Annotated in this window: 22 protein-coding genes; 19 read left to right on the forward strand and 3 right to left on the reverse strand. The window is 62.9% G+C overall.

What is annotated here, in order from left to right; genetic code table 11:
* Positions 1-101: 101 nt before the first annotated feature.
* Entirely contained in the window at positions 102-1,454 is a 1,353-nt protein-coding gene (locus V3C33_06725) for a LysM peptidoglycan-binding domain-containing protein (GenBank protein XAS68957.1), read from the reverse strand.
* A 242-nt stretch (positions 1,455-1,696) separates the two neighbouring features.
* Here V3C33_06725 and V3C33_06730 point away from each other — a divergent pair, with 242 nt between their 5' ends.
* Positions 1,697-2,050 (forward strand): Rv2175c family DNA-binding protein, encoded by a 354-nt coding sequence (locus V3C33_06730; protein XAS68958.1) that lies wholly within the window; start codon positions 1,697-1,699, stop codon positions 2,048-2,050.
* A 56-nt stretch (positions 2,051-2,106) separates the two neighbouring features.
* Here the strand turns inward: V3C33_06730 and V3C33_06735 are convergent, their stop codons facing one another.
* Complete coding sequence (locus V3C33_06735) at positions 2,107-3,201, reverse strand: polyprenyl synthetase family protein (GenBank protein ID XAS68959.1); 1,095 nt, start codon at positions 3,199-3,201, stop codon at positions 2,107-2,109.
* Complete coding sequence (locus V3C33_06740; GenBank protein ID XAS68960.1) at positions 3,198-3,728, reverse strand: hypothetical protein; 531 nt, start codon at positions 3,726-3,728, stop codon at positions 3,198-3,200. Before V3C33_06740 ends, V3C33_06735 begins: the two co-directional genes overlap by 4 nt.
* A gap of 74 nt (positions 3,729-3,802) precedes the next feature.
* On the opposite strand from V3C33_06740, the gene dinB reads away from it, so the two are divergent.
* From dinB to sepF, 18 genes are all read left to right on the forward strand, one after another.
* Positions 3,803-5,029, forward strand: a complete 1,227-nt coding sequence (dinB, locus tag V3C33_06745) for a DNA polymerase IV (protein XAS68961.1) — start codon at positions 3,803-3,805, stop codon at positions 5,027-5,029.
* Positions 5,030-5,290: 261 nt separating this feature from the next.
* Entirely contained in the window at positions 5,291-5,665 is a 375-nt protein-coding gene (locus V3C33_06750) for a DUF3040 domain-containing protein (GenBank protein ID XAS68962.1), read from the forward strand.
* 361 nt (positions 5,666-6,026) lie between these two features.
* A complete protein-coding gene (mraZ, locus tag V3C33_06755; GenBank protein XAS68963.1) occupies positions 6,027-6,455 on the forward strand; it encodes a division/cell wall cluster transcriptional repressor MraZ in 429 nt (142 codons plus the stop codon).
* A 195-nt stretch (positions 6,456-6,650) separates the two neighbouring features.
* Positions 6,651-7,643 carry a 16S rRNA (cytosine(1402)-N(4))-methyltransferase RsmH gene (gene rsmH / locus V3C33_06760; protein ID XAS68964.1) on the forward strand — a complete coding sequence of 331 codons (993 nt, stop codon included), beginning with the start codon at positions 6,651-6,653 and terminating at the stop codon, positions 7,641-7,643.
* Entirely contained in the window at positions 7,640-8,320 is a 681-nt protein-coding gene (locus tag V3C33_06765; GenBank protein ID XAS68965.1) for a hypothetical protein, read from the forward strand. The genes rsmH and V3C33_06765 overlap by 4 nt, the downstream gene beginning before the upstream one ends.
* Positions 8,321-8,433: 113 nt before the next feature.
* A complete protein-coding gene (locus V3C33_06770; GenBank protein XAS69675.1) occupies positions 8,434-10,248 on the forward strand; it encodes a penicillin-binding protein 2 in 1,815 nt (604 codons plus the stop codon).
* Positions 10,249-10,329: 81 nt separating this feature from the next.
* On the forward strand, positions 10,330-11,985 hold the full coding sequence (locus V3C33_06775) for a UDP-N-acetylmuramoyl-L-alanyl-D-glutamate--2,6-diaminopimelate ligase (GenBank protein ID XAS68966.1): 1,656 nt from the start codon (positions 10,330-10,332) through the stop codon (positions 11,983-11,985).
* Positions 11,986-11,991: 6 nt separating this feature from the next.
* Positions 11,992-13,464, forward strand: a complete 1,473-nt coding sequence (gene murF / locus V3C33_06780) for a UDP-N-acetylmuramoyl-tripeptide--D-alanyl-D-alanine ligase (GenBank protein XAS68967.1) — start codon at positions 11,992-11,994, stop codon at positions 13,462-13,464.
* Positions 13,461-14,570 carry a phospho-N-acetylmuramoyl-pentapeptide-transferase gene (gene mraY, locus V3C33_06785; GenBank protein XAS68968.1) on the forward strand — a complete coding sequence of 370 codons (1,110 nt, stop codon included), beginning with the start codon at positions 13,461-13,463 and terminating at the stop codon, positions 14,568-14,570. The genes murF and mraY overlap by 4 nt, the downstream gene beginning before the upstream one ends.
* Positions 14,552-16,129, forward strand: a complete 1,578-nt coding sequence (gene murD, locus V3C33_06790) for a UDP-N-acetylmuramoyl-L-alanine--D-glutamate ligase (protein XAS68969.1) — start codon at positions 14,552-14,554, stop codon at positions 16,127-16,129. The genes mraY and murD overlap by 19 nt, the downstream gene beginning before the upstream one ends.
* Positions 16,130-16,131: 2 nt before the next feature.
* Positions 16,132-17,466 (forward strand): putative lipid II flippase FtsW, encoded by a 1,335-nt coding sequence (gene ftsW, locus V3C33_06795; protein ID XAS68970.1) that lies wholly within the window; start codon positions 16,132-16,134, stop codon positions 17,464-17,466.
* A gap of 6 nt (positions 17,467-17,472) precedes the next feature.
* On the forward strand, positions 17,473-18,573 hold the full coding sequence (murG, locus tag V3C33_06800; GenBank protein XAS68971.1) for an undecaprenyldiphospho-muramoylpentapeptide beta-N-acetylglucosaminyltransferase: 1,101 nt from the start codon (positions 17,473-17,475) through the stop codon (positions 18,571-18,573).
* Entirely contained in the window at positions 18,570-19,946 is a 1,377-nt protein-coding gene (gene murC / locus V3C33_06805; GenBank protein XAS68972.1) for a UDP-N-acetylmuramate--L-alanine ligase, read from the forward strand. The genes murG and murC overlap by 4 nt, the downstream gene beginning before the upstream one ends.
* Positions 19,939-20,829 (forward strand): FtsQ-type POTRA domain-containing protein, encoded by an 891-nt coding sequence (locus V3C33_06810; GenBank protein ID XAS68973.1) that lies wholly within the window; start codon positions 19,939-19,941, stop codon positions 20,827-20,829. The genes murC and V3C33_06810 overlap by 8 nt, the downstream gene beginning before the upstream one ends.
* A gap of 189 nt (positions 20,830-21,018) precedes the next feature.
* A complete protein-coding gene (ftsZ, locus tag V3C33_06815) occupies positions 21,019-22,257 on the forward strand; it encodes a cell division protein FtsZ (protein XAS68974.1) in 1,239 nt (412 codons plus the stop codon).
* Positions 22,258-22,265: 8 nt separating this feature from the next.
* Entirely contained in the window at positions 22,266-22,958 is a 693-nt protein-coding gene (locus tag V3C33_06820; GenBank protein XAS68975.1) for a polyphenol oxidase family protein, read from the forward strand.
* Entirely contained in the window at positions 22,951-23,718 is a 768-nt protein-coding gene (locus V3C33_06825) for a YggS family pyridoxal phosphate-dependent enzyme (GenBank protein ID XAS68976.1), read from the forward strand. The genes V3C33_06820 and V3C33_06825 overlap by 8 nt, the downstream gene beginning before the upstream one ends.
* A gap of 88 nt (positions 23,719-23,806) precedes the next feature.
* Positions 23,807-24,337: a cell division protein SepF gene (gene sepF / locus V3C33_06830; protein XAS68977.1), complete on the forward strand. Its 531-nt coding sequence runs from the start codon at positions 23,807-23,809 to the stop codon at positions 24,335-24,337.
* Positions 24,338-24,431: the final 94 nt, after the last annotated feature.

Genomic DNA, 24,431 nt, shown 5'->3' on the forward strand with positions numbered 1-24,431 from the left:
CTAAGCGCTGCAAGGAAACGGGTCCGAATCGACATGCGATCCGGACCCGTATCGTTACTCTTGGCTGCTCAGCGCCGCAGCGGTGCCGATACCCGTAGAACTTAGCTGAAGTTCTTCTGGTGCGCCTTGATGGAGGCGACGTATTTCTTGGTGTCCTTGTACATGCCGTACTTGCTGACCGAGTACTGGCCCTGGTAGTAACCGGCAATCGCGTTGTCCAGATTCTTGCTGGTTGCGATCAGCTGACGGATGATGGCCACGCCGGCAGTGGCGTTGTCGTAGGGGTCGAGCAGGTTCAGCTGGCGGCCCACCAGATCCGAGGCCCACTGTCCCGAAGATGGGATGACCTGCATGGTGCCGATGGCGTTCGCCGGGGATACGGCCCGCTGGTCAAAACCGGATTCCTGGAGTGCGAAGGCCAGAGCCAGGGAAGGATTCACGCCCATGCGCCGGGCTGTATCGGTAACGATGGCCTTCATCTGCTCCCTGGACGGTACAGGCGATGCGTTGAGGAGGGCTTTATTCCGGTTTGCCGAGCTGACAACGGCGGACGGATAGGTGAACCCGAGGAATGAGCTGGGTATGAGGGGCGTGACGCTGGCGGCCGGCTGGACGGACGTCCCGGGGATCACCAGCTTGTTTCCCGGGTAGATGATGGTGCTTACGCTGATCCGGTTCGCGGACAGAATTGCCGAGAGATTGACACCGTGCCTGGCGGCGATCGCTGAAAGAGTGTCGCCCGACTTGATGGTGTAGGAGCCCGAGCTTGCCGGTGCCGCAGGCTTGACTGCAGGAGACGAAGACGCGGGCTTCACGGCTGACCCCGGTGCAGCAGCCCCTGTGCCGATCTTGATCTTTTGTCCCGGGTAAATGATTGAACCCATATTCAACCCGTTCGAGCTGAGTACTTGGGCGAGCCTGACTCCATGCCGTGCAGCGATGGCGCCAAGGGTGTCACCGGACTTGACCGTGTAGGTGCTTCCGCCGGACATGGCTGCGGCCGGAGCTGCTGCTGCGGGGGCCTTCGTCGCCGCCGGAGCCGATGCAGAGCCGGTGAGCTTGATCTTCTGTCCGGGGTAAATGATGGTGTTCGGCTTCAGATTGTTCAGCTTGAGCAGGGCATAGGTGTCCAGCCCGTACCGTCCAGCAACGCCGCTTATGGTATCGCCCCGGGCGATCGTGTAGGAGTTTGGTGTCCGCTGCGTCGGGCGGAACGCCGCCGGGAGAGCAGTGGAAACCGATGCGGCCGGGATGACTCCCGCCCTGGCCGCAGCGGCGTGAGCATGCATGGCGGCGGCAAGAGTTGCCGGAATCGCTGCGGGCCGTGATTCTGCGGCAGCGGGCTGGGCAAGCGCCAAAGACGACAGCACGACGGCGGGGAGTGCCGCCGTCGTCGCCGCGATCATGGGCAGGCTCGGCCTCTGGGGCTGCTTTTGCGAGCGGGACGTCGTCATGGGAAAGATCCTCTTCTCAGCGGCGAATGCTGTCGTTCAGGCCAATGTGACTATTGATACTAGTGTTACTCAAGTTATTGCTGTTACAAATGTGATCTATGTGAATCTCTCACGAAATTGCAATTAGCACAACAATTCCAGGACATACGGCAAACGCAGTTTTCTGGAGTGTCGTCAAGGGTGCGCACTGTTTCCCGGGTCCCGACTAGGCGCAATGGCGCCCGCCGTGGCAACCTTGATCCGTGAGTAATGTAGAAAGCCTTGTTGGCGAGTGGCTGCCCTTGCCTGATGTCGCGCAGTTGTTGGACGTTTCCATTACGAAAGTCCACGGCCTTATAGATGAGCGCGCACTTGCTGCCCTCCGGGTTGGCGAACGCCGTATCCGGTCGGTACCGGCCGCCTTTATCCAGGATGGTCACGTTGTGGACAGCCTCAAGGGAACCATTGTGGTTCTTGCTGATGCCGGTTATTCCGATGAAGAACTCATCGTGTGGCTCTTCACCGCCGACGAATCACTCCGCGGCCGGCCCGTTGATGCACTGCGCGAAGGCCGCAAGACGGAGATCCGCCGCCGGGCCCAATCACTGGCCTGGTAGCAAGCAGTCAGTGGCACGGCATGCCATCAGAGGCCGGGCACCACGCAGCAGTCGCCCTAGGATGCGCGGCTGACCGTGGCCTCGGCGAGTTTTCGCAGTGCTGTCTTGGGCAGTTCCTCCAGCGGGAGCTCTTCCAAGGCAGCGAAAGCTGCGGCACCAAACTCCTCGATCAGTACTTCGGTGGCCTGGAGCGCTCCGCAGTCAACAATGATCCTGCGGATCTCTGCCACCTCCGCGTCGCTCAGTTCCGGGCTGCCCAGTTTCGCATCGATGAATGCCGATTCCTCGGAGGTGGCCTGATCCAGGGCCAACGCCACCAGTACGGTTCTCTTGCCTTCGCGGAGGTCGTCTCCCGCGGGCTTTCCCGTGGTGACAGGGTCTCCGAACACTCCCAGGACGTCGTCCCGTAGCTGAAATGCCTCACCCAGCGGCAGGGCGAAGGCGGAATATCCCCGCAACAGCTCATCCGTGGCCCCCGCCAGCGCGCCGCCCAGCGCAAGTGGATGCTCCGTTGAGTACTTGGCAGATTTGAAACGGATAATCGACTGGGCCCGGCTCACTGCCCCTGCGCGGTCGCGGACCGGTCCTGCTACCTCTTCCAGGATGTCCAGATACTGCCCGGCCATCACCTCAGCGCGCATCAGGTTGAAAATCAGCCGGGCGCGGCTCCCCGAAGCCGCATGTTCGCCGATTTCCGTGAACGCTTCCTCGCTGAAGGACAGGCACAGGTCTCCCGTAAGGATTGCCGCGGCGTGCCCGAACCGCTCAGGGTCCAGGGCCCACCCCTGACTCTCGTGCAGCTGGCTGAAGCGGCGGTGGACACTGGGTCCTCCGCGGCGGGTGTCGGAACGGTCAATGATGTCGTCATGGATCAGCGCGGCTGCCTGGAAGAGTTCAAGCGCCGAACCCGCAGTCACAACGTCTTGCGCGGAGGCCGGGCCGCCGGCGCCTCGCCAGCCCCAGTAACACATGAGCGCGCGCAGACGTTTTCCACCGGTGACCAGGTTGGAGATGGAACCCATGATCGGTTCGATGTCCGGCGAGATGGTGGACATCACCGACTGCCGGGTTGTCAGGAAATCGGTGAGCTCACCGGCGACGGCGGCGACGAACGCCGTCTGTTCCAGGCGCAGCTGTTCGGCAACCGTCACTTGGCTGACTCAGCCGCCACGTTGGCACCAATGGTGAAAGTGGAGACTCCAGCAGTGTCCACGACGGCGATGTTGACGGTTTCGTTGTCCCCGCGTACAAAGTCCTTTGACGCCACTGCGCCCACCGTGTCTCCCGGGACTGCCTTGAATTTCTGGGCTTCGAGCGACTTTGTATAAAACGCGACGACGGCCGCGGGCTTTGCGGCGATGCTCGCCACCAAGGCGGCGGAAGCCGGCGAGGATGTCTTGTCGAAGCTGCTGGAGATCACGGTGGCGCCTGGCATCAGAAGCAGGAGCTTCTGGGGGAAACCGGAAACGAGGGCGCCGACGGTCGCCGATGTGCCTGGCGAAGCGGACGGGCTGGGCGGAGCCGTGGTGGAAGACTTGCCGGTTGTCGGTGATGACGAGGCTGAGCCCTGCGATGCCGCGGTTCCCGGAACCGCGGGAGTACACCCGGCTACGGCCACCAAGGCGCTGGCGGCAAGTAGGGCAAGGCCCGCAGGCTTAAGATTTCCAATGACCGTCACAGGGACTTTCCTCCTGGTGTTGATGCCGGATTCAGCCTCCAGTTTAGTCAGTCCCAGGGCATAGGATTGCAGGTGTGGGGCCGGACCGGAATGCAGAGCAACTCGAAGCACGTCTTCGGGAACTCCGTCGAAGCAGCATTATGCACGTGGACATGGACGCTTTTTTCGTTTTGGTTGAATTGCGCAGCCGCCCTGAACTTCGCGGAAAACCTGTCATTGTCGGATACCCCGCTGACCGGTCCGTAGTGCTCTCGGCATCCTACGAGGCTCGGGCATTGGGCATTAAGTCAGCCATGCCCATGGTGATTGCCGCCCGCATGTGTCCCACGGCGGTCATCATCGAACCACGGCACAAGGTGTACTACGAAGTGTCTGCCCAGCTCATGGGAATTTTTGAGTCGATCACGGATCTTGTGGAGCCGCTGAGCGTTGACGAGGCCTTCCTCGATGTCGGTGGAGCCATCAGAAGGCTCGGGCCGCCCCGTGAGATAGGGGAACTCATCCGGCAGCGGGTGACCCGGGAACTGGGGATCACAGCCTCGGTGGGTATCGCTGCCAGTAAGTTTGTGGCCAAGATCGCTTCCACCCGGTGCAAGCCTGACGGACTGCTGCTGATTGAACCCGAGCAGACTGTCCCGTACCTTCACAGTCTTCCGGTCAATGCGTTGTGGGGAGTGGGGGCCAAAACCGCCGAGGTCCTCGCCAGGATGGGAATCCGGACTGTGGCGGACGTAGCTGCCACGCCGGTGTCCTCGCTGAAGAAAGTCCTGGGCGCCACCGGCGAACAGGTATACCGGCTCTCGTGGGGGATTGATCCACGCGCGGTGACACCGATCAGGCTTGAGAAGAGCATAGGTGCGGAGGAAACCTTCGCCGTGGACACTGCTGACGATTCCCTCCTGCACAGGGAACTCCTGCGTCTGTCCCACAGGACGGCAGAGCGGCTGCGCAGCTCAGGAATGGTTGCCAGGACCGTCGCATTGAAACTGCGGTATGCAGACTTCTCCACTGTGACGCGGAGCCGGACCGTCCATACCCCCGTGGACAGCGCGCAGCTGATCTATGCCGTTGCCGTCCAGCTGCTCCAGTCGCTGGGGGACCGGAGCATGAGCGTCCGTCTGGTTGGTGTGCGCGCCGAGCAACTCGAAGATACCGCGCAAACGTCCCTGCAACTGAGCCTTGACCGGCGGGATGACAACTGGCGTGCCGCCGAGCAGGCGCTGGACAAGGTCGCCGAAAAGTTCGGAAACAGGTCCGTGGTCCCGGCCCGGTTGTTGGATCCGGGAAGCAATCCGCGTTAATTATCGTCAACTTCCCGGGTGTGGAGTGGCCGATGATACCGGGGATACGGCGGGCGTCTTTCAGAACAGCCCACAACAAACTATCCTTAGAGATACATAGATTTAGAACGTCTGGATAAATTGCCCCGCCAGCGTCCGTATGCTTGGTTTGCAGTCCCCCAATGCCGGGGGATTGGGAACCTCTAACGCCTGCGGATCGTTGTCGGAGCAGATGCACTGGCCGCGGCCAGTCAGGACGTTGGCCTACTTAAGGAGGTCGTGATGCCGCTCTCGGAGCACGAACAGAAGCTGCTCGAGCAATTGGAGAAGCAGCTGCACGAGGACGATCCGAAGTTCGCCAATTCAATGGGCTCGGATCCGGGACGCCCGTGGTCCACGCGCCATGTGGTGATTGGTGTATTAGGTACGTTGGCAGGCATCCTCGTCCTGCTGGTGGGTGTCACGATTCAGAACATTTTCGTGGGTGTCGCCGGCTTTGTCGTTATGGGGGCCGGCGTCTACTTCGCCACGATGCGCAGTTCGGCTGCCGGCAAGGCAAAGGCTGGCGGTAATTCAGGGAAGCCCGGTAAAGCCAGAAGCTCGTTCATGAACAGCCTCGAAGAGCGCTGGGATGAAAGGCGCCGCGGCGACTCCTGAATATGACCCCCTGAATTCTCCACTTCGCACCACCAGGTCCGTCCCGGGGCCGAATTGAAGACCCGCCACGGCGGGTCTTCCGCTTTTAACCCCGGGAATCCGCCAATTGACACCGGGGATGCGCGGCGCCGGGGGCCTCCGTTGTGCGGGTGCGGCCGACCGGCCGTAGGGCATCGAAATCCCTCCACTCTCCACCACCCCCGACTTCCCTTGATGTACAAGGGGAAAATTCATCCAAGCGGAGGATAAACATGCCGTGTTGCGTTGACTGTGGGGTGAAGTGGAGTAAAGTGGAGGATGTAAGAGGGTAGTGGCAGCACAGGGGACGTGCAGCTTCTGACGGCAGACGGGCGGTGGGCCAGTGTTCTTAGGAACACATTCACCGCGTCTGGACGAAAAGGGGCGCATCATCCTCCCAGCGAAGTTCCGTGAGGAACTTGCCAGCGGTCTGGTCCTGACAAGGGGCCAGGAGCGCTGCATCTACGTCTTCAGTGAGCAGGAATTCGCACGTGTTCACGAGCAAATGCGGGAGGCGCCCATTTCCTCCCGGCAGGCCCGTGACTACATCCGGGTCTTTCTCTCTGGAGCCTCTGACGAGGTACCTGACAAGCAGGGGCGCGTGACTATTCCAGCGGCGCTCCGGGAGTACGCAGGACTCGGCAGGGAACTGGCCGTCATTGGCGCCGGAACCCGCGCGGAGATCTGGGACGCCCAGGCCTGGAACGAGTACCTGGCCGAGAAGGAAACGTCCTTCTCGGAAACCGACGACGCCATTCCCGGGATTCTCTGAAGACCGGGCCGGCATCGGCGGATCGCGTTTCTTGAACGAGATCTCCAGCCGCCCATCTGAACGTTGACCTGGCTCACTTCCCCGGAGCCAGGCGGACACAAGGATAGGCGCGGATGGGGATCTGGCTCAAGAAACGAACCCCCAGGCAGATCGCAGGACGAGCCCACAGGAAGTACAGAAAGAAAGGACGTAGGCATGAATGACCAGGCAAAGCCGACGTCCGAACGCCATGTACCGGTTCTCAGGGACCGGTGCATCAATCTGTTGGCACCTGGATTTGAAGCTGCGCGCCTGAGGGGCGAAACGCCGGTAGCCATCGACGCCACCCTGGGAATGGGTGGACATGCCGAGGCCATGCTCCAGCGCTACCCGGATCTCCATCTGATCGGCATTGACCGCGATGAGGAGGCTCTGGCACTGGCCGGGGAGAGACTCGCGCCGTTTGCCTCACGCACCGATCTGGTTCATGCCGTCTACGACGAAATCCCTGACGTCCTCGAGGATCTTGGCATTTCCGAGGTGCACGGCATCCTGATGGATCTGGGCGTCTCCTCACTGCAGCTCGACGAACGGGAACGTGGCTTCGCCTACTCCTTCGATGCACCGCTGGACATGCGGATGGACACCAGCCGGGGACAGACAGCCGCGGACGTCGTCAACAACTACAGCGAAGACGAACTGGTCCGGATCATCCGCAAATGGGGCGAAGAGAAGTTCGCCGGCCGTATTGCAAACCGCATTGTGGCCGCACGCTCCGTCAAGCCGTTCGCCACGACGGGAGAACTCGTTGAGCAGATCCGTGGGGTTGTTCCTGCCGCCGCAGCCAAGTCCGGCGGACATCCTGCTAAGCGGACTTTCCAGGCACTCCGGATCGAGGTCAACGAGGAACTCGAGGTCCTGGAACGGGCCGTACCGGCGGCCGTTGCGGCCACCGCGCTGGGCGGACGCATTGTTGTTATGTCCTATCACTCCCTGGAAGACAAGATCGTTAAAGGCGTTTTCCAGGCGGGTTCCAAGTCCTCGGCGCCGCTCGGCTTCCCGGTGGAGCTGGAAGAACACAAGGCCGAACTCAAAACCCTGACCAAAGGCACCGAGGTGCCTACCGCCGTCGAGATCGCCGAGAATTCGCGCGCAGCCTCAGCCCGGTTGCGCGCCGTGGAACGCATCAGAGCCAGGAGGACCGCATGAGCATCGCTGCTGTCAAGAATTTCCCCCTCGTCTCGGGGAACAATGCCCGCGCTTTGCCTGCTGGCGCTTTGCCTGCGGGCGCTCCGGGCGCCGGCAGGAAGACACGGACGCCGCTTTCAGTGGTGCGATCCGCGCCGCGTAAGCGCCGCGCCCCGTTTGTGGTGCTGTGCTTCGCTCTGCTGGCAGTTGCCCTCATGGCTGTCCTGGTGCTCAATATTTCGGTCTCAACGTCCCAGTATGATCTGGTCAAGCTGAGGACCCAGCAGACCACCCTGACCAAGGAGAACCAAGACCTGACACAACAGGTGCAGAATTTCGAAGCTCCGCAGAATCTGGCCGCCAAGGCCTCGGACCTGGGAATGGTAGCTTCAACTGTCAAGGGTCAGATTGATCTGTCCACCCTCACCGTCAGCGGTAAGGCCACGCCGGCAGTCAAGGGCGCATCGGCCGGAGCAGTCATAGCGGCACCGGCAGTTTCCGGTCAGCTCAACGTGGTCCCGCCGGCAACCTCCAGTGATCCACCGGCCCGCCGCACGCCGGTCAGCGATGCCGATGCCCAGGCTCCCGCAGCTGCGTCACCGGCGCGGGCCCCCGTGGCAGCTCCTCCGGCCGTACCGGCCGTGGATCTTCACGGCGGTTCTGTCCCGGCTCCTGATCAAAAGGCGCCCGGACAGTAACTGACAGAACTGACCGGACGGACAGTCAGCAGGCCAAGCAGCAGGGGATTATCGTGGCGCAGAGGACCGGCAAGTCGCAGGGCACAGCGAAGTCGCAGAGCACCGCAAGCCCGATACCTGCCAAATCGGGTGCAGGCCCGGCCAAAGCCGGATCCGGAAAGGCCCCGAGCGCAACACGGAGGCTGCGGCTGGGTCTGGGCATCATGCTGGCGCTCTTACTGGTCGTCGGCGGAAAGCTTTTCCTCGTCCAAGGGCTGGACATCGGCGGTATGGCCGAGGCCGCATTGGACAATCGGAGCCGGGCCGTTGTGTTGCCGGCTGAGCGGGGCAGGATCCTTGATGCCAACGGAACCGTCCTGGCGAACAGCGTGATCCGCTACAACGTGGTTGTGGACCAGACCGTCAACACCAAAACCGACTCCTTCTGGCGTCTCGAGATGGTGAACGGCGAGGAACAACTGGTGGAGGTATCCCGTGACCAGGGCATTACCGAACTGGCCGCCGTACTGGGGATGGAAACCAAGGACGTGAAAGCTGCCGTCACAGGCGATCACCGCTACTACATTGTTTCCAAAGACCTTAAGCCCGATGTCGAAGACCGGGTCGCCAAGCTTCAGATTCCGGGAATTGTCTCCGAGGGCACCACCAAGCGTGTGTACCCCAACGGTTCAGTAGCGGGCGGCATAGTGGGTTTCCTGAAGGACGGCGTCACCGGCCAGGCCGGTCTTGAACAGACCCAGGATGACATCCTCAAGGGCACTGCCGGTAAACGACTTTTTGAAATCGGCGCTGACGGCCTTCGCATCCCGGTCGGTGTGGATCAGCTGACGCCTCCGGAGGACGGTAAGGACGTCAAGCTCACCATCAACTCCGATCTCCAGTACTTCGCACAGCAGGCCATCCAGAGCCAATCAGATAAACTTGGCGCGGAGTGGGGAGTGATCATCGTCGAAGACATCAAGACCGGCAACATCATCGCCATGGCCGACACCAATGCTCCGGATCCCAACGACCCCGGCCAGGTTGCTGCCCGGGACCGCGGCGTGCGTTCAGTCACAGCAGCCTATGAACCCGGTTCCGTGGAGAAGATGATCACGGCCTCCGCCCTGATCGAGGAAGGCAAGGCCGGCCCGCTGGACACCTTCACCATCCCGCCGTCGTATACGGTGGACGGCCAGACGTTCAATGATTCATTCGAACATGGCACCGAGCAGCGCACCCTGGCCGGAATTCTGGGCTGGTCCATGAACACCGGGACGGTGATGGCGGGGCAGCGGCTGTCGAAGGACCAGCGTCACGACTGGCTGCAGAAGTTCGGCATCGGTGAAGCACCTGACATCGGACTGCCCGCCGAAGCCTCCGGAATCCTGACACCCGCTGACCAGTGGGACGGCCGCCAGGAATATACGGTTCTGTTTGGTCAGGGTGTGTCCCAGTCGACCCTTCAGACCGTCCGGGCGTTCCAGACCGTTGCCAACAAAGGGGTAATGCTCCAGCCGCGCCTGATCGACAGCTACATCAACCCGGACGGCACCGCGGAGACGGTAGCCGCCAAGCCACCACGCCAGGTTGTCTCGGACGGGACAGCCACGCAAGTGCGGAACATTCTTGAGAGCGCGGTCACCGAGGGGCAGATCAAGGACGCCGCGATCGATGGTTACCGGGTGGGTGCCAAGACCGGAACCTCCGAATCTCCGTGCGATGACGGCAAATCCGGGTACTGCGGGTATACCGCTTCCATCGTGGGAATGGCGCCCATGGACGATCCGCGGTTTATTGTTGAAGTGGTCCTCCAGCGGCCCAAGGGCAGCATCTACGGAATCACCCAGGGCCCTGTGTTCCGCTCGGTCATGAGCCAGGTGCTGCGGACATACAATGTCCAGCCGTCCACCGGCGAACCGGCAAGGCTGCCGCAGTACGCCAAGTAGCACGTCCATCGAACACCGCCTGCACACGGGAGCACGCTCCTTGACGCAGGTCTTGATCCACTAGCACCATCGGAGACTCCCTTGTCAGAGAACAACGCGCATGGCACCGCCAACCCCACGGATGGGAAGGGCACCGCGCGCGGCTTCCGCCCCACCGCTGTTGCCTCCGTCCAGCTGGGCGCCATCGGTGAGGCGATCGGCGTCGTTGTTTCCGGGGCATCGAGCTCCGTGAGCGTCACTGGGATCTCGCTGAATTCGCGGGCGGTGGAGGCCGGTGACCTTTACGTTGCGCTGCCGGGCGCCACACGGCATGGGGCGGACTTTGTTCCGCAGGCAATCGCCGCCGGGGCAGTCGCCGTGGTGACAGACGACGCCGGTGCGCGGCTGCTGGCGCTGTCGGCCGACACTTCCGTTCCGGTACTGGTGGTGGACGGTCCCCGCGGGCTGATAGGCCGCATGTCGGCGCTGATCTACCGGAGCAGTCCGGACGACGGTTCCGCACCGGTGCTGTTCGGAGTCACGGGCACCAACGGCAAGACCACCACCACGTATTTCATCAACGCTGCACTGCGCGCCCTCGGCCAGAAGGCCGGGCTGATCGGCACCATCGAGATCCTGGCAGGCGGGGATCCGATTCCCAGCCGGCTGACGACGCCTGAGTCCACGGACGTCCACGCCCTGCTGGCACTGATGCGGGAGCGGGGCCTGGATGCCGCATCGATGGAAGTCTCCTCGCACGCCGTCTCCTTCCACCGTGTGGACGGAGTGGTATTCGATGTTGCGGGCTTCACCAACCTGACGCAGGACCACCTGGACCTCCACGGCACCATGGACGAATACTTCCGGACCAAGGCCGAACTCTTCACACGGGAACGTGCTCGGGCTGCTGTGGTGACCGTTGACGACGATTGGGGCCGGCAACTCGCTGCCACTGCCGGGATTCCCGTCACAACACTGGCCACGGCTATGCCTGGCGGTGCGGCGTCCGCAGTGCCGGCCGACTGGACAGTTGTGAACCCGGTGGCGCGGGGACTCGGTACGGAGTTCACGCTGGTGGGCCGCGACGGGGCGGAGCTGAAGGTGCACACAGGGCTGCCGGGCAGTTTCAACGTTGCCAACGCTGCCTTGGCCGCGGTTATGGTCCTCACCAGCGGTGTGGATCCGGAAACGCTCCAGGCCGCCTTGGACACTAACGATCCGTTCACTGTGGCAGTTCCAGGCCGCATGCAGCTGGTTTCCGCCCGGCCGGCGTCGGTGGTGGACTTTGCGCACAATCCGGACGCCCTGGCACGTGCCCTGGAAGCGGTGCGGTCCACTCATCCCGGCTCGAAGGTGATTGTGGTATTCGGGGCCACGGGCCAGCGGGATCAAAGTAAACGGCCTGCCATGGGCGCCATCGCAGCGAGACTCGCAGACGTCGTGATCGTCAGCGACGACGACCCCCACGACGAGGACGCCGCCGCTGTCCGCGCAGATGTCCTGGCAGGCGCCAACGAAGCAAAGGAATCGGCTCATCTGGACTGCCGGATACTGGAGACTTTTCCGCGCGATGCCGCCATCCGGCAGGCCGTGGAACTTGCGGGGCCCGAAGACACCATCCTGATTGCGGGACGAGGCCATGAAGTGTGGCAGGAGGTCAAGGGCGTCAACATTGCCCTGGACGACAGGGTTGAGCTCCGCAACGCCTTGACAGCACGGGGATTCACCGTTCTTGAAGACGACCGGATAGAGTCCTAGACCGAGATGATTGCATTTACTGCGGCGGAAATCGCCGAAATCACAAACGGCCGCCTGGCCGCCGAACCCGGGATCACTCCCGAATCGGTGGTTACGGATTCACGCCAGGCCCGGCCCGGTTCACTCTATGTAGCCAAGCCGGGAGAGCACGCTGACGGCCACAATTTTGTGGGCGCCGCCTTCGACCGTGGAGCCGTCCTGGCACTCGTGGAGCGCGATGTCGCCGATGACGCAGGCCGGGACTATCCCGCCGTCGTTGTCAAGGATGCCGTCCTGGCCATGGGCGCGCTGGCCGCGGAATCTGTCCGCAGGATCCGCGCACAGCGCGAGGCGTCAGGCGAAACGCTGACTGTCATCGGCATTACCGGCTCGGCGGGGAAAACCACCACCAAGGACCTGCTGGCCGGAATTCTGGCCCGGGAAGGCAACACCGTGGCCCCGCAAGGCTCCTACAACGGCGAGGTCGGCGTGCCGCTGACAGTGTTCCAGGCCGATCCTGACACGCGCTACCTGGTGATTGAGATGGGCGCCACCGGCATCGGGCACATCCGCTATCTTGCGGACATGGTTCGGCCGGAAATCGGCGTGGTGCTTGGCATAGGAACGGCCCACGCCGGCGAGTTTGGCGGCGTGGACAACATTGCCGTAGCCAAGGGGGAACTCATCGAGACGCTCCCGGCTTCCGGTACTGCTGTAATCAACCTTGACGACCCCCGCGTGGCGGCCATGAGGGGCCGTACCCCGGCCGCTGTGCTCGGGTATACGGCGCAGAACGCATCGGCCGGACAGCCCCAGGTGCAGGCTCTGGGGCTGGACACCAATGCCGCCGGTAACCCCGAATTTGAGCTGGTGCTCCCCGGCGTTGAACGCGGACTCCACGTCAGCAGCCAGCTGATCGGTGCACATCATGTGGGCAACCTGCTGGCGGCCGCGGGCGCAGCACATGCAGCTGGTGTTTCCGGGCAGAACATAGCTGCTTCACTCAGCTCTCAGGCCGCGGCCAGCCGCTGGCGCATGGAGCGGACTGAGCGGGCGGACGGTGTCACCATCATCAACGACGCGTACAACGCCAATCCCGAATCCATGCGCGCAGCCCTCCGGACCCTGGCAGATCTGGGACGCGGCCGCCGCACCTGGGCAGTCCTGGGCGCCATGCTCGAGCTGGGGCCGGATTCCATCCTCGAACACACGGCCGTAGGGACCCAGGTGGTCCGGCTGAACATCTCCCGGCTGGTGGTCGTCGGACGCGAAGCGCGTTCCCTCTACGTTTCCGCGATCCAGGAAGGATCCTGGGGTGATGAATGCAGTTTTACCGAGACAGCCGACGAAGCCTACGATCTGCTGCAGGCCGAACTCGAGCCGGGTGATCTGGTGCTCTTCAAGTCGTCCAACAGCGTTGGGCTCCGCCATCTGGGGGATCGGATAGCATTGCCTCCACAAGCCCGAGCAACTGCAAATGAAGGGAGCGAGCTGCTGTGATCGCACTTTTGGTCGGGGCTGGCCTGGCCCTGCTGTTTGCATCGGTGGGAACCCCGCTGTTTATCCGCTTGCTGGTCCGCAAGAGTTACGGCCAGTTCATCCGGGACGACGGCCCCACATCGCACCACACCAAACGCGGCACACCCACCATGGGCGGCACCGTAGTGGTGGGCGCGGTCCTGCTGAGCTACGGACTGACCCATCTCATCATGTGGCTCATGAATCCGCGCTCCGAGGGTCCCTCAGCCTCTGCCCTGATCCTGTTGATGCTGATGGTGGGCATGGGCCTGGTGGGTTTCCTGGATGACTTCATCAAGATTTCCCGGCAGCGGAGCCTTGGCCTGAATACCAAAGCCAAACTGATCCTCCAAGCTGCCGTGGGCATCATCTTTGCCGTCCTCGCCCTGAACTTTCCGGATGCGAACGGCGTCACTCCGGCATCCACGCACATCTCGCTTGTGCGTGATCTGCCCTGGCTGAACCTCGCCTTCGGCGGCACGGTCCTTGGAGCCATTCTCTTCGTACTCTGGTCCAACCTGATCGTCACGGCGGCAACCAACGGCGTGAACCTGACCGATGGCCTCGACGGACTCGCCGCAGGTGCATCGGTGATGGTTTTTGGTGCCTACACACTCATGGGTATCTGGCAGAGCAACCAGGCCTGTGGTTCCCCTCGGCAGGCAGGCAGCGGCTGCTACTCGGTGCGGGATCCCCTGGATCTCGCACTGCTGGCGGCAATCTTGAGTGCGGCCCTCGTTGGATTCCTCTGGTGGAATACCTCACCGGCGAAGATTTTCATGGGCGATACCGGCTCGCTGGCAATCGGCGGTGCAATTGCCGGCTTCGCCATCCTGTCCAGGACCGAACTGCTGCTTGGCATCATCGGCGGACTCTTCGTCCTCATCACACTCTCGGTCATCATCCAGGTGGGCTACTTCAAGGCCACCCGTGGCAAACGCTTCTTCATGATGGCTCCGCTGCAGCACCACTTCGAACTCAAGGGCTGGGCGGAAGTCACGGTGGTGGTACGGTTCTGGATTCTTGGCGGGCTGTTTGTCGCCGTGGGACTTGGCGTCTTCTACGCCGAATGGGTAGTTCTCCTGTGACCGATTCCAGCCGGCTTCAGGAACTCGTCAGCTGGGATTCCGACTGGCCAGGACTCCGCGTTGTGGTCACAGGCATCGGCGTTTCTGGTTTTGCTGCCGCAGACACCCTTATTGAGCTTGGTGCCCGGGTGGTTGTGGTGGACGCCGCCACCAGCGTCACGGCGCACGCGCAGGCCGACACCCTCCGGATTGTCGGGGCAGTGGAAGTCCTTCTGGGCGAGGACGCCGTTAAGTCCGTGCCGAAGATCGACGGCGCGAAACCTGACCTCATCGTGACGTCACCGGGCTGGCGCCCGGACCAGGCACTCCTGGCCGCAGCGGCGAGGGCACACATTCCGGTGTGGGGCGACGTCGAGCTCGCCTGGCGCCTGCGGGAACGCAAGGGCCACAAAACCGCCGACTGGCTGACGATTACCGGCACCAACGGGAAAACAACAACTGTGGGACTCACCGAATCAATGCTCCAGGCAGCCGGGCTGAAGGCAATTGCGGTCGGAAACGTGGGCACCCCTGTTCTGGATGCACTCCGGGATCCCGTGGACTACGACGTCTTCGCCGTTGAGCTCTCCAGCTTCCAGCTCCACTGGTCCGAATCTTTGTCCCCGGTGGCCAGCGTCTGCCTGAATGTTGCCGAAGACCATGTGGACTGGCACGGCTCATATACGTCCTATCTGGCTGACAAGGCCAAAGTCTATGAGGGTACGCAGAAGGCCTGCATCTTCAACGCTGAACAGATCGAGACCGAACGGATGGTGGAGAACGCAGACGTCGTTGACGGCTGCCGGGCGGTTGGCTTCACCACTGTCGCTCCTGCCATCAGCATGCTGGGCGTGGTGGAGGGACTGCTGGTGGACCGGGCCTTCATAGCGGAGCGCAAGGACAGCGCAGCCGAGCTGGCCTCCATGGCCGATCTCGGTGAATTGGCGCCGCGCCACATGGTCGCCAACGCGTTGGCGGCCGCCGCACTGGTAAGGGCCTACGGTGTGGACGTGTCCGCCGTGCGCAAAGGCATTCAGAATTACGTCCCGGGAAGCCACCGCATTCAGCCGGTCACCCGGCAGAACGGCGTCCTGTGGGTCAATGACTCCAAAGCCACCAACCCCCATGCTGCATCAGCTTCCCTGGCAGCTTTTGACAGCGTGATCTGGATTGCGGGTGGCCTCTCCAAGGGCGTCAGCTACGACGAACTCGTCCATGATCATGCCCGCCGGCTCAAAGCAGTTGTGCTGATCGGCAAGGACACAACCTCCCTGGCGGAGGCTCTCCAGCGACACGCACCGGATGTACCCGTGATCGCACAACCCGCGGGTGACACTGAAAATATGCAGACTGCCGGAACGGGCGGACCCATCGCAACCCCCTCGCCGGTATCGGGTGGGACGGTGATGGCCCAGGCCGTTGCGTCGGCGGCGCAGCTGGCCACTTCCGGTGACACTGTGCTGATGGCCCCGGCCGCTGCTTCCATGGATCAGTTCTCTTCCTACGCTCACCGTGGCGACGCCTTCATCGAAGCTGTCCTCGAGCTAGTGGAAGGGCAGGCTCAGACCGGCGAGGAGTAACAATGGTCAGCACGCCCACACGTCCGCCGTCTGCAAAGCCGCGCGACGCCAAAGCCATCCCCAAGGCACCTGCCGCGAGGCTCTCGGCGCCAGCCAGGGTGCGCGGCTGGTACCGCGGATTCTGGTCCGCTCTGGAAGGCACCGGAAAGTCCCGGAACGGTTCAACGTATTACCTGATTCTCGGCTCCACGCTTGCGCTGACCGCCATCGGCATCATGATGGTGCTGTCGGCGTCGAGCGTCGAAGCGATCGCGGCGGAGGAGTCGCCCTACACGGCGGCCCTGAAGCAAGGCATGTTCGCTGCCATCGGTGTCTTCATGATGTTCGTTTTGTCCCGGATCAATGTGGTGTGGCTCAAACGGCTGGCGTGGCTGGGAATAGGGATTGCCTTCGTGCTGCTCATTCTGGTGCAGCTGATCGGTACGAGCGTGAACGGCAATAAGAACTGGATTGAGATCGGGTCGTTCTTCACGCTCCAGCCATCCGAGGCGGCCAAGCTGGCGTTGGCGCTGTGGATGGCCACGGTGCTTACCAGAAAGGCAAAACTGCTGCATATGCTCCGGCATTCACTCATTCCGGTTTTGCCCGTGGCTGCAGGCATTATTGCCCTGGTGCTTGCCGGAAACGACCTCGGCACCGGAATGATCATCATGATGATTGTGGCCGCCGCCCTGTTTTTTGCCGGCATTCCGTTGTACCTGTTTGGTTTCGCGGCACTGGTTGCCGCAGCCGGTACTGCGGTCATGGCGATCGCCAGCCCCAACCGCATGTGCAGGATCACCTCCTGGTGGACCGGTGGTGCCTGCGGTGACGGAACTGACGTAAACTACCAGTCCACCAACGGACTCTACGGCCTCGCGTCCGGAGGCTGGTTCGGGGTGGGCCTGGGCCAGAGCCGGCAAAAGTACAGCTGGATACCGGAAGCGCACAACGACTTCATCTTCGCCATCATCGGCGAGGAACTCGGCCTGGTGGGCACCGTCGTCGTACTCATCCTCTTCGCCATCCTCGGTGCCGCGATCTACCGCGTGGTGGTGGCGCAGGAAGATATGTTCCACCGTGTCCTCGCCGGCACCATCATGGTCTGGCTGCTGGGCCAGGCAACCGTCAACATGGCCGTAGTCACGGGTCTGATGCCGGTGATCGGGGTGCCGTTGCCCTTCATCTCGTATGGCGGCTCAGCCCTCCTTATGTCGCTCTGTGCCATCGGCGTAGTGTTGTCGCTGGCCCGCGTCCAGATGGCTCCGAACATCCGTCCCAAGCGGATCCTGAGGGTTGGCGCCAGATCCTCACGAAGCACCGCCGGACGCACCACCCCCGTACGAAAGCGTAAGTAGCACTTGATGAAATCCGAATCCCTGTCCGTGGTGCTTGCCGGCGGCGGAACCGCCGGCCACATCAGCCCCATGCTGGCAATTGCGGCGGCAATCCGTGACGCACGTCCGGCGGCCCGTCTCCTTGCCGTGGGTACGCCCGCCGGCATGGAGACGCGGCTTGTGCCGGCAGCGGGACTGGAGCTCGCAACCATTGACCGCGTTCCTTTCCCGCGGAAACCGTCCATGGACCTGCTGCGGCTGCCCGGACGCCTTGCCGGGGCTGTCAGGCAGGCAGGCCGCATTCTGGACAGGGCGAACGCCGACGTACTGGTGGGCGTCGGCGGCTATGTGTCCACGCCCATGTACCTGGCCGCCTGGCGTCGGAGTATTCCCATTGTGATCCACGAGGCCAACGCGCGTCCCGGCCTGGCAAACCGCGTGGGAGCCAGGCTGAGCAAACACGTGGCCGTGGCGTTCGAAGGAACCCGGCTGCCCCGCGCGCAGCACATCGGGATGCCCATGCGTACGGAGATTTCGGGGCTGGACCGGCAGGTCGCCCAAGCGTCTGCGCGGGCGGCGCTGGGACTGGATCCGGACAAGCCGGTGCTGATTGTCACCGGCGGATCATCCGGTGCGCAGAGCATCAACCGAACAGTAGGGGCCTCCCTGGATGCGCTGGCCCGGGCAGGTGTCCAGACGCTTCACATTACGGGTCACGGTAAAGCCGTCCCGGCGTCCCACGGCGGAAATCTTGCGGCCGATGGATACCGTCAGCTCGAGTACGTGGACGGCATGGAAGTGGTCTATGCGGCCGCGGACTTGCTGCTGGCCCGTTCAGGGGCAGCCACCGTGTCCGAAGTAGCAGCCGTGGGCGTGCCTGCAGTTTTTGTCCCGTTGCCCATCGGCAACGGTGAGCAGGCGTTAAACGCCGCCGGGCTGGTGGCCGCCGGCGGTGCAAAGCTGGTTCTCGACAAGGACTTCACGCCGGACTGGGTCCGCCAAGTACTCATCCCTCTCATCACGGACCCCGGACGGCTTGCCGCAATGGCGGCGCATTCACAAAATCTCGGCATCAGAAATGCTGATCGGCGCATGGCCGATCTTGTCCTGAAAGCGGTATCCGAATGACCACGCCCAACATCCGGAGCCAGGCGTCCCTGGGCCGCGTCCATTTCATCGGGATCGGTGGCGTGGGGATGTCCGCTGTGGCGCGCATTTTGGTGGCCCGCGGCCTTCCTGTGAGCGGTTCGGATGCCAAGGATCTGCCGGTCATGGCAGATCTTGCGGCCGCAGGGGCAAGGATTGCCGTGGGCTACGCGGCAGCGAATCTCGGAGATGCCCAGACTGTGGTGGCCGGATCGGCGATCCGCGCCGACAACCCTGAAGTTGTAGCCGCCCGGGCCGCAGGGCTGCCTGTGCTCCACCGTTCCGAGGCCCTCGCCGCCACCATGGCAGACGATCAGGTGGTGACCGTGGCCGGGACCCACGGGAAGTCCACCACTACATCCATGATCACGGTGCTGCTGCAGGGCGCCGGGATGGACCCGTCCTTCGCGATCGGCGCCAACGTGCCTTCCCTGGGCGTGAACGCAGCCCACGGCAGATCCAAGGTGTTTGTTGCTGAGGCTGACGAATCGGACGGCTCCTTCCTGAACTACCGCCCGCAGATTGCGGTGGTCACCAACGTCGAGCCGGACCACCTGGATCACTATGGAACGGCCGAGGCCGTGTACGAAGCGTTTGATCGCTTCACGGCACTTTTGCCGTCCGACGGCGTTTTAGTCGCCTGTGCGGATGATGACGGAGCCCTTGCCCTGGCGCGGCGCACACAGGAGCGGGGTACCCGGGTAGTCCTCTACGGCACCTCGGATGACGCCGGGCTGAAATTGCACGACGGCGGACCCGGCGACGTCTGGCTTTCCACGCCCGCCGGGCGCTTTGCCCTGGAGCTGCAGGTGCCGGGGCGGCACAATGCACTGAATGCGGCCGCTGCCTTTGCGGTGGCCCTCGAGCTGGGTGTTGAACCGGCAGCAGCCGCCAAGGCCCTGGCTGACTTTTCCGGAGCGTCCAGGCGGTTCGAGCTCAAGGGCGAAGGCCGGGGAGTCCGGGTCTACGACGACTACGCCCACCACCCCACCGAGGTCCGGGCCGCGATGGCTGCTGCCCGTTCCGTTGCGGGCAACCATAAGGTCCACGTTCTGTTCCAACCGCATCTTTTCTCCAGGACCAGGGAGTTTGCGCAGGACTTCGCGGAAGCACTCAACTCGGCTGACACGGCCCTGGTTCTTGATATCTACCCGGCACGTGAGGATCCGATTCCGGGCGTCAGCAGCCAGCTGATTGCAGACCACCTAGGCTCCGGCGGGCGACTCGTCGAAGCCGGTGATGCCGCCGTCGCCGCCTTGGTGGCGGAAGCCGGACCCGGCGATATTGTGCTGACCGCCGGGGCCGGCGATGTGACCGCCTACGGGCCCCTGATTGTGGAGGCCCTTGGTGGCTAGTACACGTAAGCCGACGTACAAGTCCGCCGAGCGGGGCCGCGCTGTCAAAGGCGCTGCGGAACCGGGGCGGCACACGGGCGCGGACACTATCTCGGCTTCGAAGAGCGCCGGAGAAGCCAACCCTTCGCAAGAGGCGCGTTCCACCGCACCTGCGGCGCCCAACAATGTGGTGTCCTTCCCCAAGCCCCCGGGCCAGAGGGTCAAACGCAACATCATTCTTGCCGCCTGCGTTGTGGCGGCCGTGGTTGCCGGTCTGCTGGCTGCGGCGATCTATTCCCCGGTTCTTGCCGTCAGGACCGTGGAGGTGACCGGGACCAGGCTCCTGACCGCCAAGCAGGTCCAGGCGGTCCTCGAACCCCTGAAGGGCAAGCCGCTGCCCCAGATCAGCGACGACGACGTCAGCCGGCTGCTGAAACCTCTGGTCCAGGTCAAGTCTGTGACAACGCAGGCGCACCCGCCGGCCGTCCTCGTGGTGAAGGTCCAGGAGCGGGTTCCGGTCGCGCTGGTGAAACAGGGCGAAAAGATTCTGCTGGTTGATGTGGAAGGTGTGCAGCTCGGCACCACTGCGGACCCTGCATCGGTGCCGCTGCCAATAATCGACGGCGGAGCAGGTGCCATTGGCAAGGAGCTGTTCCAGGCAACCACAGGAGTTCTCGGTGCGCTGCCCGCCGGGGTGCTGGCCAAGCTCTCCAACGCCTCTGCCAAGTCCGTTGATGCCGTGGAGCTCAGGCTTGTGGACGGGCAGACGATTGTGTGGGGCAACGCGGGGGAGAAGGAGCTGAAGGCCAAGGTACTTGAAGCACTTCTGAAAGCGCCGGAAGATCCGACGAATCCGGTGAGCGTCTATGACGTCAGTGTCCCGAGACACCCTGTTACGCGCTGAATCACCTCATTTCACGGGTATTCCCGCGACACGCTGCGCCGGTTATTGAATGTCCGAACCATAGGAAATACCGTCACAGACATAAGCTAGTTGACATAACTATAACCTTCAACTCGAAGGTTAAGGTTCAAAGCTTCAAGCTCGACTCCATCAGTTTTCGCAATAGGACACGAACAAGGGACACGTAACGTGGCAGCTCCGCAGAATTACTTGGCCGTCATCAAGGTCGTCGGCATCGGCGGCGGTGGCGTGAACGCAGTCAACCGCATGATCGAGGTCGGTCTCCGCGGTGTCGAATTCATTGCCATCAACACCGATGCCCAGGCTTTGCTGATGAGCGACGCAGACGTCAAACTTGACGTCGGACGCGAACTGACCCGCGGGCTTGGCGCCGGTGCCAATCCGGAGGTGGGCAAGCAGGCCGCCGAGGATCACGCTGACGAGATCGAGGAAGTCATCCGTGGCGCTGACATGGTCTTCGTCACGGCCGGCGAAGGTGGCGGCACGGGTACAGGTGGCGCCCCCGTCGTGGCCAGGATCGCCCGTTCACTTGGCGCCCTGACCATCGGGGTGGTCACACGTCCCTTCACCTTCGAGGGCCGCCGCCGCGCAGGTTCGGCCGAAGCGGGCATCGATGCGCTGCGTGACGAAGTGGACACACTGATCGTTATTCCCAACGACCGGCTGCTGTCCATCAGCGACCGCAATGTCTCGGTGCTCGATGCATTCCGCTCCGCGGATCAGGTACTCCTGTCCGGTGTCCAGGGCATTACTGACCTCATCACCACACCCGGCCTCATCAACCTCGACTTCGCCGACGTCAAGTCCGTGATGCAGGGCGCAGGTTCGGCGCTTATGGGCATCGGCTCGGCGCGGGGTGAGGACCGCGCAGTCAAGGCTGCCGAGCTCGCCATTGCTTCGCCGCTGCTGGAAGCGTCCATCGACGGCGCGCACGGCGTATTGCTCTCTATCCAGGGCGGTTCAGATCTCGGCCTGTTCGAGATCAACGAGGCAGCCCGTCTGGTTCAGGAAGTGGCTCACCCGGAAGCCAACATCATCTTCGGAGCTGTCATTGACGACGCCCTGGGTGACGAGGCCCGCGTCACGGTCATCGCCGCCGGATTCGACGATGTGAAGGCCACATCGCCTTCCATGGACCAGTCGCTGCCCCAGGTTGCACCCCAGCGTCCCGCAGCACCCTCGGCTGCGCCCGCTCCGGCCCAGGCGCCGTCGTCCGGAAGCCATCAGGTTCGCGTCCAGCCCGTGCACGCAGGTGTAGGGGCAGCCGGTCTGAGCAACTGGGGCCAGCAGCGTCCGTCTGCCGTCCCTGCCGACTCAGGCTTCGACGTCGACCTTCCTTCTGTAGTGGAGCCGGATCTGTCCGGCAGCCACTCCGATGACCTGGATGTCCCTGACTTCCTGAAGTAGAGGTCCGATTGTTCCTTTGGCGTGCTGAAGTCCGGCCCGGCGTTTCGGTGGCATTCACCGACGCCGCGGCCGGAAATCTTGCCCTTCACGTGGGCGACAATCCCGCAAAAGTAATGCAGCGCCGGGAGCGACTGGAAGCCGAGGCCGGCATTTCGCCCGTCAAGTTCCGGTTCATGAACCAGGTTCACGGCAAACACGTTGCTCTTATCGGTGCTCCCGGTGAAGCTCCAACAGCGGATGCCATGGTGTCCGTTGGGCAGCCGCTCGCCGTCATGGTGGCCGATTGCATTCCGGTGGTCCTGCTGGGGCAATCCGAGTCCGGGAAGCCGGTTCTGGGTGTGGTGCACGCCGGACGCCCTGGCCTGGCCGCCGGCATTATCCCGGCTGCATTGGCCCGCATGCGTGCGGTCGGTGCCACGGACATCCGTGCATGGATCGGTCCGTCAATCTGCGGCACCTGCTATGAAGTGCCGGAAGGCATGCGGGCGGACGTGGCGGCAGGCGTGCCTTCCTGCTGGTCAACCACTTCATGGGGTACTCCCGCCCTGGATCTTCCGGCAGGGGCACGGAGCCAGCTCGAAGCAGGCGGCGTACTCATTGAATATTCGGGCCCCTGCACGCTCGAAAATGAAGAACTTTTTTCTTATCGCAGAAACCAACACACAGGACGGTTTGCGGGATTGGTATGGACTCATGAATGATCCCCGGCCTCAAGAGGACCAGCTTCGTGGGGCTCAGCTGCGTGAAAACCAATTGCGCGAAGTCCAGCTTAGGGACGGGCTCGCCGCGGTGCGGCTCCGTATCGCCGTGGCAGCTGCCGCCTCAGGACGGGACGGCGAACCGGAGTTGATAGTGGTTACCAAGTTCCACCCGGCCGGCGACGTCCGCCGGCTCGCTGCCCTGGGAATCACCGACGTCGGTGAAAACAGGGATCAGGAGGCCTCCGAGAAGTCGTTACAGCTTCAGGATCTTGGGCTTCGGTGGCACTTTATCGGCCAGCTGCAGAGCAAAAAGGCCAAATCCGTTGTTCGGTACGCTCACGCCGTCCACTCGGTGGATCGTCCGCAGCTGGTGACCGGTCTGGAGCGGGCGGTAGCCGCGGAACAGGAAAAGTCCGGCCGGTCTCCGCTGGCTTGTTTCATCCAGGTGAGTCTCGACGACGACGCCGGCAGTCATCGCGGGGGCGCCGCACCTTCCGATGTTCCCATTCTGGCAGAGCAGCTGGCATCCGCGGAAGGACTCACTTTGGCAGGGGTCATGGCGGTGGCGCCGCTGGGGGCGGAACCGGACGCAGCGTTCGAAAGACTGGCGGCCATATCTGCGCGGCTGACGGCGGAACATCCCGGGGCCACGGGCATTTCGGCGGGCATGAGCCAGGACCTCGAGGCCGCCATCAGGTTCGGTGCGACACACCTGAGAATTGGTTCGGATATTCTCGGTTGGCGTCCCGTGGTGGGGTAGCGTCGAAGTATTGGAAGTGAATGGCGGGGAATCCAATGCTGTCAAGTCAATTCGGCGGCCCGCTTACGGACACGATTAGGAGTCGACCATGGCCGGCGCTCTGCGCAAGACAATGATCTATCTTGGGCTCGCCGATGGCGATGAACACTATGAGTCTGAGCATCACACACCGCACAAGGATGAGGACCGTTCAATGGAGCATGACCGCGAGGAACGCCGCGCACCGGCCCCTGTCCGCGAGGTCACCCGTGAAGCGCCCTATGCCGCCGAAGAGGAATACCGCGCACCAGTGACACCCATTAAGCGTGCGGCGTCAAGCCGCGAAGAGACCACAGGCCTGCGTCAGATCACCACGATCCACCCGCGTTCCTACAACGACGCCAAACTCATCGGTGAGAGCTTCCGTGACGGTATTCCTGTCATCATGAACGTCACCGACATGGGTGAGGCCGATGCCAAGCGGCTTGTCGATTTTTCTGCGGGACTTGTGTTTGGACTGCGGGGCAGCATCGAACGGGTCACCAACAAGGTCTTCCTGCTGTCGCCGTCCTACATCGAAGTCATCGGCGATGACAAAAAGGTCAGCGAGACACAGGCCGCCTTTTTCAACCAGAGCTAGCCAAAGAGTTATCCGGATGCCAGGCAGGGACACCTGCCTGGCATCCGTGCTGAAATAGACATGAAACATCGACAGGACGCTGCGGCATCCGGAA

The organism is Micrococcaceae bacterium Sec5.7, from assembly GCA_039636785.1.
Lineage (GTDB): Bacteria > Actinomycetota > Actinomycetes > Actinomycetales > Micrococcaceae > Arthrobacter.